The organism is Bacillus sp. AR8-1, assembly GCF_008042345.1.
GTDB lineage: Bacteria > Bacillota > Bacilli > Bacillales > Bacillaceae_G > Bacillus_A > Bacillus_A cereus.
Genome location: NZ_QNUB01000030.1, coordinates 37829 through 51246 on the forward strand (window position 1 = coordinate 37829; position 13418 = coordinate 51246).

Here is a 13418-nt window from a genome sequence, read left to right on the forward strand (position 1 = left end):
ACATGACACCTTTTTGGGAGGGAAATATGAAAAAAACGGAACGAATAAATGATATGCTTATTTTCTTAAAGAATAAAAGATATTTTAATTTAAAAGATTTAATGACTAGATATGATATTTCTAAAAGTACCGCATTGCGAGATATTCAATCATTGGAAGAAATAGGTGTACCCATATATTCTGAACTGGGTAGAAATGGAAGTTATAAAATTATAGAAAATAATGTGTTATCACCAATTTATTTTAGTGTGGATGAAATGTATGCGTTATACTTTTCAATTCTTACGCTAAATGGATACAAGACAAAACCATTTAATGTAGAAAGTATTGCGCTTGAAAATAAATTTAAACATGTATTACCTGATAATGTGAGTAAAAATATTTCAATCATGGAACTAACGCTTTCCTTTGAAGTAACAAATCATAGTAATTTTAGTCCGTTCTTAAAAGAAATTTTACAGGGGATTTTTGCTGAGCGAGTTTATCATTTAACATATTTAAAAAAAGGTGAGGAGAAAGCATTGGTTGCCCAATTTATTCGAATAGAATCTAAATTTGGCCAGTGGTATGCTAAAATCTTTAATTTTGAGACAAATCATGTTCAAATAATTAGATGTGATAAAATTCTTTCTATTGTGGAAACAAGCAATGTTCATCCAAAAAATCTTGAAGAATTATTAAGTTATCTTACTACTTTTCACAGGAAGCCTGATGCAATTGATTTTAGCGTCATTGTTAATCAAAAAGGAAAAGACATTTTTGATAAAGAGAATTACCCTTCCATGAGGTTGCAAAAGGAAAATGAAAATTACATTATAACAGGCTATTTTAACAAGCAAGAATCTGATTTTATTTCAAATTATTTTCTGAATTTCGGTGAAACGATTATTTCGATTCAGCCTGTTATGCTAAAAGAGTTAATCTATAATAAGGTGTTATCTATAAAGCAGCATTTAACTTCTTTAAGATAAAGTTAGTTTTAGCTATTTATTTGATATGAGAAAGCCCTTGAGATTTAAATATCCAAAGGGCTTTTTGGTGATTGTATTTGTTTTTTAGAAACAATTATTTTTCTGGGACGGACAGTCCATAAAAGAACATCGTGACGATATCTTGTATATGTTTTTCGCGATTTCCTTCAAGAAGTTGTGCCCCAAAATCATCACCTAATTTAGTAAACATTTGAATGTAAAGTAACATCATTTCTTTAGTAAGGTGTGGATTAATTTCGTTTTTGCGCTGAGCTTGTTCTAATATTTCTAAATACCAGGGCAGGATTTTTTCATTTTGATAACTATAAATAAACTTACGGAGTTCTTCATCCCTTTGCATCATTTGCAGTAACATATCAGGTTGAAATAACCCGCCAGTATTCATTTTTCTTACAATCATTTTTTGCATCATATCATGAAAAGGTAATTTTTCTTCTGCAAGCTCTTTATAATATTGAAATTCAGATATGATAAATTCTTGTATAAGCTCCCTAAATAACGCATCTTTACTTCCGAAATGATTATAAATTGTAACTTGAGAAACGTTTGCTTCTTTTGCGATATGTTCTATTTTCACTTCATTAAATCCACGTTCTGAAAATAATACGAATGCTGCTTCTTTAATGGCACGCTTTTTCTTTTCTTTTACTCTTTCAAAGCCGTTCAATGCAATCACCTCACTTAAAATATACAAGAAAAAATAATGGAAAACAATAATTTTGAAATATGGACTAATGAATATTTCAAAAAGTTGTTGCGAATATGGAAGATGAGGAGTACAATAATTTTGAAATATCACATATTTAATATTTCAAAAAATGAGGTGGAATTATGATTTCAGTTCAAGATGTCACAAAACAGTTTTCGAATGGAAAAGGTTTGTTTCATATTACATTTGATGTAAAAGAGGGAGAAGTATTTGGTTATTTAGGACCGAATGGTGCCGGAAAATCAACGACGATTCGTAATTTAATGGGATTTATAAAACCGACAGCTGGTAAAGCGACAATTTTTGGATTAGATTGTTGGAATGAAGCAGCGAAAATTCAAAGGGAAGTTGGTTATCTACCGGGTGAAATTTCTTTTATTGAAGGAATGAACGGATTAGAGTTTTTAAAATTAATGCAGGGAATGCGTGGATTAAAGGATACGAAAAGACGAGATGAACTGATAGAGCGTCTGCAATTTGATGTGAAAACACCGATTCGCAAAATGTCTAAAGGAATGAAGCAAAAAGTAGGGATAGTCGCTGCATTTATGCACGATCCAGAGGTGTTAATTTTAGATGAACCAACATCTGGACTTGATCCACTTATGCAGCAAGTGTTTATAGATTTAATATTAGAGGAAAAGCAAAGAGGAAAAACAATCCTAATGTCATCACACATTTTTACTGAAATTGAGAGAACTTGTGACAGAGTAGCTATTATTAAAGATGGTCGACTCGTAACGGTTGAAAATATTCACGATTTACAAGGAATGAGAAGACAGGTGATAGATGTAACAGTATCATCACAAGAAGAGATTGAGTCCCTTACAAAGTGTAATTTGCAATTTGAAGCGGTAAAAGGCAGAGAGGCATCTATCATTGTACAAGGAAACTATCAAACTGTTTTACAAACACTTTCAAACTATAATGTAACGGCACTTCAAACGAGAGCGATGGATTTAGAACATTTATTTATGCATTATTACGATAAGAAAGAAGGGGTAACGCATGAATAAGCAATTGTTTTTAGCTAGTTTGAAAGAAACACAAAAAAGTATTTTGAGTTATGCGTGTGGTGCGGCTTTATATTTGTGGTTATTAATTTGGATATTCCCGTCAATGGTATCAGCGAAAGGGCTAAATGAATTAATAGGTGCCATGCCTGATAGTGTGAAAAAAATCGTTGGTATGGAAAGTCCGATTCAAAACGTAATGGATTTTCTAGCGGGCGAATACTATAGTCTATTGTTTATTATAATTTTAACAATTTTTTGCGTAACAGTTGCGACACATTTAATTGCTCGTCATGTAGATAAAGGAGCAATGGCATACTTGCTAGCAACACCTGTATCTAGAGTGCAAATTGCTATTACACAAGCTACTGTTCTCATATTGGAACTTCTGATTATTGTATCTGTTACGTATGTAGCTGGGTTAGTAGGTGCAGAATGGTTTTTACAAGATAATAACTTAAATAAAGAATTATTTTTGAAGATAAATATAGTCGGAGGGCTCATATTTTTAGTCGTTAGTGCGTATTCATTTTTCTTTTCTTGCATATGTAATGACGAAAGAAAAGCACTAAGTTATTCAGCGAGTTTAACTATCCTATTTTTCGTATTGGATATGGTAGGGAAGTTAAGTGATAAGTTAGAATGGATGAAAAACCTATCATTATTCACGCTGTTTCGTCCGAAAGAAATTGCTGAAGGATCATATAATATATGGCCGGTAAGTATAGGTTTAACTGCTGGAGCGCTTTGTATTTTCATCGTAGCAATTGTAGTGTTTAAGAAGAGGGATTTACCGTTATAAAGTAGAAAGTCCACTGAGAAAGTGGGCTTTTTTTATTTGTAAATTTAAACTAGTATTGTTTATCGCATAACACTTATAAAGGGTATATATCTTTTGGATTACAAAAATATTCAAAAAATTGAACCTTTTTCTAGGTTCATACGTCTAATACATGTAAAGTTAAATTGGAAGTGATGAAGTGAGGATGAAACAGGAGGAGCAATTGTGAAAGTAATCCCTTTATATAAAATAATTATAAAAGAAGAAACGGATGTTGCTTTAGCGAAAAAAGGTGATCATGAAGCCTTTATAGCGCTTATACATACAGAAAAAGTGAAGATGTATCGAATAGCAAAGGCGATGTTACGTGATGAGACAAATATAGAGGATGCGATACAGACAACAATTTTAAAGGCCTATGAAAATATAAAAAAATTAAAAAAAGAAGAATTTTTTCAAACTTGGTTAATTCGAATACTAATAAATGAGTGTAACAATATTATTAGAGCGTATAAAAATGTAATTGTGACAGAAGAGAATGATTACAATATGAGTGCGTGTGATCAGTATGAAGATATAGATTTGTGTAATGCGATTCAATCGTTACATGAAGAATTAAGAGCTGTTACGGTGCTTTATTATTATGAAGATATGAATCAAGAGAGTATAGCAAAGCTGTTAGAAATACCGAAAGGAACAGTGAAATCAAGATTGTCACGCGCGAGGGAACAACTACAAAAACGATTAAAGATGGAATAGGGGGTGTAAAGGATGGATAATGAAAAATTATTTGATGAGAAATTAAAAAAGAGAATAAAAGATGAAAATGTTATAGTACCTCCAGAGTTAAATGAAAAAATTAATGGCACGCTACATAATCTTAAGGTAAAAAAGAAGAGTTACAAAATTCATATGATGATAATTAGTGCAGCGGTTTGTATACTTTCAGTGGTATCTATGTCTGAGTTTTCTATACAAAGTTTTGCGCAAAATGGTGGAGTATTTGAATATGTAAAGAAAAAAGCGTTTTCTGATTTTGAAAATGAAGAAGAAATAAAATCGAATGTACATTATCCAGATAAAGAAAAGATTCATCAAAAAATGCTAGATTCTATTGATTATTTTAAAAATATTTCAGGACAATTTGAGGAATATTCTAGCTCATCAAGAATTGCTACAACATATAAGTATGCGATTGATACGGAAAAACAAAGAGGTATCTCTTCGAAAGAAGATAAACTAGCGAAAAAACGAACAATTATATATAACGAGGGCAAGAAAAAAGAGTTTGATGATGAGAAGTATACCTATAAAGAGACAAAATGGAACCCGAAAGAAAGAAACAATGAACTATTAAAATTAAATCCTACGGAAAGGTTATTGAAAAAAGCAGGTGAAAAAAAGCGATATGATGATGAATATATAGGGCTAGCTAAATATAGTATTCAATCAGAATTCGCAGATTTGTTAATTCGATATAAAGATTGGAATTATAAAGAAACGAAATATCTTGGATTAGATTGTTACAAAATTGAAGGAGTCATCAACATAGAGATGCCTGTTAGCACCTCTGAAGATTTAAGAGGGAAATTCGAAATGGTTGTGGAGAAAAATACAGGGATTATGTTGAAATTTCTTAGTTTTCAAGAAGGCTTGATTCAATATTCAGTTACGACTGAATGGATACAAATAGATAAGGGATTGAAAGAAAGTATGTTTCAAAAGGATAGCGCTAAATATGAAAGAATGAAAAACATATTGGATGAATAGAAACAGGAGGAGAGTAAATGGAGAATCATTCATCTTTAAGAGAAGAGAAAAATAAGCAAAAATATAAAAAGAAAACGATAATAAGTTTACTACTGGCGGTATTACTATTTGGTGGAATTGGCTATGGAGCCTATGTATATATGAAAACTTCTAGTCTCGTACAAAAATCTAATTTGAATTTAGCACGAGGTGAAAAATCCAATTTACGTGAGAAATCTGTAAAGCCAATTGCAAATCATGTTTCACTTTTAATTATGGGAATTGATGAAAATCAAGAACGACAAAAGGAATATAATGGTGCATTTCATACAGATGCATTATTGTTAGCGACTTTTAATAAAGACGATAAAACAGTGAAATTAACGAGCATACCGCGTGATACATATACATATGTTCCAGTTGAAAAGAAAAAAGATAAAATAACCCATGCATATGGAAGTGGTTTCGTTAAAAATGGTACAGATGGAGGACCGCAAGCTTCTGTGGAAGCGGTAGAAAAATTGTTACAGGTGCCCGTTGATTATTTTGTGAAATTTAATTTTGGTTCCTTTACTAAAATTGTTGATGGGTTAGATGGTATTGAAGTGGATGTCCCGGTTGAATTTACGGAGCAAAATAGTAAAGATGAACCTGATGCGATTCATTTGAAAAAAGGATTACAAAAATTAAATGGCGAAGAAGCACTTGCACTAGCAAGAACGCGCCATATTGATAGTGATGCAATGAGAGGACAGCGCCAACAACTTGTTATTGAAGCGATTTTAAGTAAATTAAAAAGTGTAGGATCGATTACGAAGCTAGAAAAAATAGTTGAGGCGGTTGATAGTGATTTTAAAACAAATTTAGTAATGGATGATATTTTATCTTTTTATAAATACGGTTTAAACGGTTCAGTTGAAAAAATACAATTAGCTGGTGATGATTTATACTTACCTAATGGCCCAAACGGGCAACGTGTATATTATTATAATCCTAATAAAAAAGATCTACAGAGTTTGAGTAATACTCTTAGAACACATCTAGGGTTAAGTGAAAAGCAAATTGAGGAGAATTAAAGCAGACGAAATGTCTGCTTTTTTATTTTTGTAGAAAAGAGGTTTGTTACAATATACATTATTTATTAACAATAATTTACAAGTTATTTTATAGTGAAGGGATATAAAGACTATTAAATCAATACATAGAATTCCATGAGGTATAGTGTTTCGAAAGGTTAAGTAATTTTTATGAATATTACTGTAAAAAAATAATTTTTTAAAAATTTTCAATAATAACACTTTACAAAACTCAAAAAATTAGTAGAATAATAGTTAATAAGAATCTTCTGATAAATATATAAAGAAAAACAGAATTATCAGAAAATTCTTAAATGAGAGCGTTAAGAATTAGGGAGGGTACAGAAAGTGAAAAAGAAAAAAATGAAAAAACTAACAGCGGTTGTAGTACCAGTTTTAGCAATGAGTATGGCATTAACAGCATGTTCTACATCAGGTGGAGATAAGAAGACAAGCACAAATTCTAGCTCTGGTGGAGATAGTAAATCAGAAGGAAAATTAGCAGCAAAACAAGTACTAAATCGTACTGAAACAAATGAGATTCCAACAATGGATACTTCTAAAAATACAGATACATTAGGTTCTCAAATTTTAGGGAACACAATGGAAGGTTTATATCGATTAGATAAAGATAACAAACCAATCCCAGCTGCTGCAGAATCAAGCACGAAGAGTGAGGATGGTAAAAAATATACATTTAAACTACGTAAAGATGCAAAATGGTCAAATGGTGATCCTGTAACAGCGAAAGATTTTGCATATGCATGGCAACGCTTATTAGATCCAAAAACAGCTGCTGAGTATGCATTTATTGCATTTCCAATTAAAAATGCGGAAGCGGTGAATAAAGGTGAAAAACCTGTAGCAGAGCTAGGAGTAAAAGCGGTAGATGACTATACGCTTGAAGTTGAGTTAGAACAAGCAGTACCATACTTCTTAAACTTAGTAGCGTTCCCATCGTACTATCCATTAAATGAGAAGTTCGTGAAGGAAAAAGGAGATAAATATGGTTTAGAGTCTGATACAACAGTATATAACGGACCGTTCGTTCTTACTGATTGGAAGCATGAGCAAGGTTGGAAATTAAAGAAAAACGACCAATATTGGGATAAAAAGACTGTAAAACTAGATGAAATTAACTATAGTGTAGTAAAAGAAGTAGCTACAAGAGTAAATTTATATGATACAAATGCAATTGATTTTGCACTTCTATCAGGTGAATTCGTTGATAAGTATAGAAATAATAAAGAAGAGTTTGGCACATATTCACAAGTAAGCACATACTTCTTACGTCTGAACCAAAAACGTGGCGGACAAGATACACCGTTAAAGAGCCAAAAATTACGTGAAGCAATCGCGCTTTCTATTGATAAGAAAAATCTATCAAATGTAATTTTAAATGATGGATCTAAACCTGCGGACTTCTTAGTACCAAAAGGATTAGCAACCGGACCTGATGGTAAAGATTTCCAAGAAACATTTAAAAATGGTATTAAGCCAGATGCGAAAAAAGCAGCAGCTGCATGGAATGAAGCGAAAAAAGAACTTGGAAAAGACCAAGTTACAATTGAGCTATTAAACTATGATACTGGTAATGCGAAAAAAGTTGGAGAATATGTAAAAGACCAGATCGAGAAAAACTTAAAAGGTGTAACAGTTAATATTAAACTTCAGCCATTCAAACAAAAGTTAAAATTAGAAACAGAGCAAGATTATGATTTATCATTTGCTGGTTGGGGACCTGACTACGCTGACCCAATGACATTCTTAGATATGTTCCAGTCTAATCATTCTCATAACCAAATGAGCTTCGCTGATTCTAAGTATGATGATATGATTAAAAAAGCTGGTGGAGAATTAATGGGTGACGCGAAGAAACGTTGGGAAGAGCTAGGAAAAGCTGAGAAATTACTTCTTGAGAAAGATGTAGCACTTGTACCTTTATACCAACGTGGTGATGCATATGTTCAAAAACCAAATGCAAAAGGCATCGTTCACCATAACATTAGCCCAGAGTATAGCTTCAAGTGGGCATATATGACTGAAAAAGATGGAAAATAATTTTTAAACAGTAATGTTATCTTTAAGTGGATGTATACAAGTTTCTTAGCTTATTTTGTAGTGAGAATCTCGTACAATAGAAAGATAAATGATAGAGCATTCCAAAAGTAGACTATTTACTTTTGGAATGCTCTTTTTATTATGAGATTACATGTAAATAAATCGATAGATGTAAGGAAGAATTTGTATCATGACAATTGTAAAAAATACGTTTTACTATAATAAAAAAATAATTTTTAGAATATTTTAAAAATAACTTTACAAAAGCGGAAAAATTAGTAGAATATTAATTAATAAGAATTTTCTGATAACTAGTTATTAGAAAGTCTATCAAAAATGGTTTCGTACATATAATTGGGGAGGGTACAAAAATGAAGAAAAAGATGAAAAAGTTCACGGCGGTTGTAGCGCCAGTTTTAGCAATGAGTATGGCGTTGACAGCGTGTTCTGGATCTGGTGGGGAGAAGAAATCAACTACGACGTCTAGTGGTGGTGGGGAAGAGAAAAAAGCTGAAATTAAATATGCAGCGAAACAAGTATTAAATCGTACAGAAAATCAAGAAATTCCGACGATGGATGTTTCAAAATCTACTGATACATTAGGTTCTCAAATTTTAGGGAACACAATGGAAGGTTTATATCGATTAGATAAAGATAATAAGCCAATCCCAGCTGTGGCAGAATCTAGTACGAAAAGCGAGGATGGCAAAAAATATACATTTAAATTACGAAAAGATGCAAAATGGTCAAACGGTGATCCTGTAACAGCGAAAGATTTCGTATACGGATGGCAGCGCTTACTCGATAAAAATACAGCTGCAGAATATGCGTTTATCGCTTTCTATATTAAAAATGCAGAAGCAATTAATAAAGGTGAAAAACCTCTAACAGATTTAGGAGCAAAAGCGGTAGATGATTATACGCTAGAAGTAGAATTAGAAAAGCCAGTACCGTATTTCTTGAATTTAATGGCATTCCCATCGTACTATCCTTTAAATGAAAAGTTCGTAAAAGAAAAAGGAGATAAGTTCGGTTTAGAAGCAGATACAACGTTGTATAACGGACCGTTCGTTATGGCTTCATGGAAACATGAACAAGGATGGCAATTAAAGAGAAATGATCAGTATTGGGATAAAAAGACTGTGAAATTAGAAGAAATTAACTATAGTGTAGTAAAAGAAGTTGCGACGAAAGTAAACTTATATGATACAGGATCAATTGATTTTACACTATTATCAGGAGAATTCGTTGATAAATATAAATCGAACAAAGAGGAGTACGGTGAGTATTCAGAAGCAAGTACATTCTTCTTACGTTTAAATCAAAAGCGTAACGGACAAGATACACCGTTAAAGAGCAAAAAACTACGTGAAGCAATCGCATTATCAATTGATAAAAAAGGTTTAGCGAACGTTATTTTAAATAACGGTTCAAAAGCAACAGATCAATTAGTACCAAAAGGGCTTGCGACAGGGCCTGACGGTAAAGATTACCAAGATACATTTAAAAATGGTCTAAAATATGATCCGAAAAAAGGTGCAGCAGCTTGGGAAGTAGCGAAAAAAGAACTTGGAAAAGATCAAGTGACAATTGAACTACTAAGCTATGATGATGGAACTGCGAAAAAAATTGCTGACTATTTTAAAGATCAAATTGAGAAAAACTTAAAAGGTGTAACGGTTAACACGAAAATTCAGCCGTTCAAACAAAAACTGAAATTAGAGTCAGCGCAAGATTATGAAGTTTCATTTGCAGGTTGGAGCCCAGATTATTCGGATCCAATGACGTTTATTGATATGTTTGAATCGAAGAGCCCATATAACCAAATGAGTTATTCGAATCCAAAATATGATGAAATGGTAGCGAAAGCAGGTAATGAATTATTGTCTGATCCCAAGAAGCGTTGGGAAACGTTAGGAAAAGCAGAGAAATTGTTCCTTGAAGAAGATGCAGGATTAATTCCTTTATATCAAACAGGTAGAGCGTATGTAATGAAACCGAATGTTAAAGGAATTGTGAAACATAACATCAGTCCAGAATATAGCTTTAAGTGGGCTTATGTAACGGAAGGGAAATAATAAATAAGAGCGTTTTAAAGGTAGATAATGACTTTTAGAACGCTCTTTTACTATTAAATTAAATAGAGAAGAATAAGAAAAGTGGTACTTACATATAGTAGATGTGGGAGAATTCGTATAGTAGTAATAGATTGTTATTGAAGTAAATAAATTAATTATTATGAATATTTTTAAAAATACTTTACAATTCGAGAAAAATTAGTAGAATAATAATTAGTAATAATTTTCTGATAATTTAAATTGGAAATCTCTCAAAGTTAGTTTCGTACATATAATTGGGGAGGGTACAAAAATGAAGAAAAAGATGAAAAAGTTTACGGCGGTTGTAGCGCCAGTATTAGCAATGAGTGTGGCGTTAACAGCATGTTCTGGATCTTCTGGTGGGGAGAAGAAAACGACTACGACATCTAATAGTGGCGGGGAAGAGAAAAAATCCGATATTAAATATGCGGCAAAGCAAGTAATGAATCGTACAGAAACGAATGAAATTCCGACGATGGATACTTCTAAAAATACAGATACGTTAGGTTCTCAAATTTTAGGAAACACGATGGAAGGGTTATATCGTCTAGATAAAGATAACAAGCCAATTCCAGCGGCGGCAGAATCTAGTACGAAAAGCGAGGATGGCAAAAAATATACATTCAAATTACGAAAAGATGCAAAATGGTCAAACGGTGATCCTGTAACAGCGAAAGATTTCGTATTTGCATGGCAACGTCTAGTAGATCCAAAAACAGCTGCTGAGTATGCGTTTATTGCTTACTATCTTAAAAATGCAGAGGCAATAAATCAAGGGAAAGCAGAAGTTTCTACATTAGGTGTAAAAGCGGTAGATGATTATACGCTGGAAGTTGAACTAGAGAGACCAGTACCATATTTCTTAAATTTAATGGCATTCGCGTCATACTATCCATTAAATGAAAAGTTCGTAAAAGAAAAAGGAGATAAATACGGTTTAGAGTCTGATACGACAGTTTATAATGGACCGTTTGTACTTACTGATTGGAAGCATGAACAAGGTTGGAAATTAAAGAAAAATGATCAGTATTGGGATAAAAAGACTGTAAAACTAGAAGAAATCAACTATAGTGTAGTAAAAGAACCAGCTACAAGAGTAAATTTATATGATACAGGTGCGATTGATTTTACACTTTTATCAGGTGAATTTGTTGATAAGTATAGAAATAATAAAGAAGAGTTTGGTGCATATTCAGAAACAAGTACGTTTTACTTGCGTCTAAATCAAAAACGTGGTGGGCAAGATACACCGTTAAAGAGTAAAAAATTACGTGAAGCAATTGCATTATCAATCGATAAGAAAGCTTTAACGAATGTCATTTTAAATGATGGTTCAAAACCAGTGGATTATTTAGTACCAAAAGGTTTAGCAGCTGGACCAGACGGTAAAGATTTCGCAGAAACGTTTAAAAATGGTTTTAAACAAGACTCTAAAAAGGCAGCAGCAGCCTGGGAAGCTGCGAAAAAAGAACTTGGAAAAGATCAAGTGACAATAGAGCTATTAAATTATGATACTGGTAATGCGAAAAAGGTTGGGGAGTATGTAAAAGATCAAATTGAAAAGAATTTAAAGGGTGTAACAGTAAATATTAAACTTCAGCCATTTAAGCAAAAACTAAAATTAGAATCAGACCAAGATTATGATTTCTCATATGGTGGCTGGAATCCAGATTATGCGGATCCAATGACATATCTTGATATGTTTGAAACGAAAAATTCACAGAATCAGATGAGCTATTCAAATTCAAAATATGATGACATTATTAATAAAAGTAAGACGGAATGGATGGCTGATGCAAAAAAACGTTGGACAGAGCTAGGGAAAGCAGAAAAATTGTTACTTGAAGAAGATGTAGCGCTCGTACCTTTATATCAAAGTGGTAGATCGTATGTTATGAAACCAAATGTAAAGGGAATTGTAAAACATAATATTAGTCCGGAATATAGTTTCAAATGGGCGTATGTAGAAGAGAAATAGTAAAAGAAAAAAGCGTTTTCAAGTTGCAACATTGCACTTGAAAATGCTTTTTTTTCTGTGCACTATTTTTTTGAGGATGAATATATGTATTATAGAAAACTTGAAGGAGAGTCCTATGAAGCGAAACACATACATCGATTTCCTAGCTTATTACGGAATAGGAAGTGCTCATCCTGGTGGTTTTACGTTAACAAAACAATTGTTAGCACAACTGCCTTTTAAATATGGAGCGAATGTCCTTGAAATAGGTTGCGGTACGGGAAAAACAGCGGCATATATGACAAGGGAATTTGGTTATAAAGTAACAACGGTTGAAAAGAATGAAATTATGATTCAAAAGGCAAAAGATAGATGGTTGTTTGAAGGGTTAGCTATACAATTAATTGAAGGAAGTGTAGAGCAATTACCTTGTTTGAATAACTCATTTGAGTTCGTACTTGGAGAATCAATCATCGCTTTTACAGAGAAAGAAAGGGTTATCTCGGAGTGTTATCGTGTATTACAGCAGGATGGTAAGCTTGTTGTCATTGAGATGATTATTGATAGGCACATTGATAAGGGTGAGGAAGAAAAAATCGCCCAATTATATGGCATGAAAGAACTATTAACTGAGAATGAGTGGGTACAATTATTTCAGAAAGCAAATTTTAAAAGAATCACAATTGCTGGCGGTGGCACGATTGCAGAAACAATCTCTGGCTATGTAGAAGAGCCAGAATGGAATGTATCCTCACATATTCCGAATGAGTTATATGAGGCGTGGGTACAGCATGAAAATGTACGGCTTATGTACCAACACATTTTAGGGCATCGTATTTTTATATGTGAAAAATAAAGAAAAAGAGTTGGCTAAAGGTAGCCAACTCTTTACTATGTTAAATGAAAAATAATGCAGCTAATGTGATTCCGAAGATGAAACCAAATCCGAGTTCAACACCCCAGCCACCACCGCCGCCACCC

11 protein-coding genes are annotated in these 13418 nt (G+C 32.8%); 10 read left to right on the forward strand and 1 reads right to left on the reverse strand.

Annotated features, from left to right (window positions below):
- The first annotated feature begins 2 nt into the window (after positions 1-2).
- A complete protein-coding gene (locus DN400_RS20755) occupies positions 3-971 on the forward strand; it encodes a helix-turn-helix transcriptional regulator (protein ID WP_002094112.1) in 969 nt (322 codons plus the stop codon).
- Positions 972-1065: 94 nt separating this feature from the next.
- Here the strand turns inward: DN400_RS20755 and DN400_RS20760 are convergent, their stop codons facing one another.
- On the reverse strand, positions 1066-1668 hold the full coding sequence (locus DN400_RS20760) for a TetR/AcrR family transcriptional regulator (protein ID WP_120460340.1): 603 nt from the start codon (positions 1666-1668) through the stop codon (positions 1066-1068).
- Positions 1669-1823: 155 nt separating this feature from the next.
- Between DN400_RS20760 and DN400_RS20765 the strand changes: the two genes are divergently transcribed.
- From DN400_RS20765 to DN400_RS20805, 9 genes are all read left to right on the forward strand, one after another.
- The gene (locus tag DN400_RS20765; RefSeq protein WP_025118000.1) at positions 1824-2717 is read left to right on the forward strand and encodes an ABC transporter ATP-binding protein; all 894 of its coding nucleotides are present in this window, start codon (positions 1824-1826) and stop codon (positions 2715-2717) included.
- Complete coding sequence (locus DN400_RS20770) at positions 2710-3516, forward strand: ABC transporter permease subunit (protein WP_098675400.1); 807 nt, start codon at positions 2710-2712, stop codon at positions 3514-3516. The genes DN400_RS20765 and DN400_RS20770 overlap by 8 nt, the downstream gene beginning before the upstream one ends.
- A gap of 204 nt (positions 3517-3720) precedes the next feature.
- Positions 3721-4254, forward strand: coding sequence for an RNA polymerase sigma factor (locus tag DN400_RS20775; RefSeq protein ID WP_065229191.1), 534 nt, complete (start codon positions 3721-3723; stop codon positions 4252-4254).
- A 12-nt stretch (positions 4255-4266) separates the two neighbouring features.
- On the forward strand, positions 4267-5265 hold the full coding sequence (locus DN400_RS20780; RefSeq protein ID WP_000368239.1) for a hypothetical protein: 999 nt from the start codon (positions 4267-4269) through the stop codon (positions 5263-5265).
- 17 nt (positions 5266-5282) lie between these two features.
- Positions 5283-6320: an LCP family protein gene (locus DN400_RS20785; RefSeq protein WP_000427599.1), complete on the forward strand. Its 1038-nt coding sequence runs from the start codon at positions 5283-5285 to the stop codon at positions 6318-6320.
- Between the two features lie 348 nt (positions 6321-6668).
- Positions 6669-8381, forward strand: a complete 1713-nt coding sequence (locus tag DN400_RS20790) for a peptide ABC transporter substrate-binding protein (protein WP_000727534.1) — start codon at positions 6669-6671, stop codon at positions 8379-8381.
- Between the two features lie 371 nt (positions 8382-8752).
- Entirely contained in the window at positions 8753-10459 is a 1707-nt protein-coding gene (locus tag DN400_RS20795) for a peptide ABC transporter substrate-binding protein (protein ID WP_098675401.1), read from the forward strand.
- Positions 10460-10751: 292 nt separating this feature from the next.
- The gene (locus DN400_RS20800) at positions 10752-12458 is read left to right on the forward strand and encodes a peptide ABC transporter substrate-binding protein (protein ID WP_000728481.1); all 1707 of its coding nucleotides are present in this window, start codon (positions 10752-10754) and stop codon (positions 12456-12458) included.
- 115 nt (positions 12459-12573) lie between these two features.
- Positions 12574-13293: a class I SAM-dependent methyltransferase gene (locus DN400_RS20805; protein WP_071714658.1), complete on the forward strand. Its 720-nt coding sequence runs from the start codon at positions 12574-12576 to the stop codon at positions 13291-13293.
- Positions 13294-13418 lie beyond the last annotated feature (125 nt).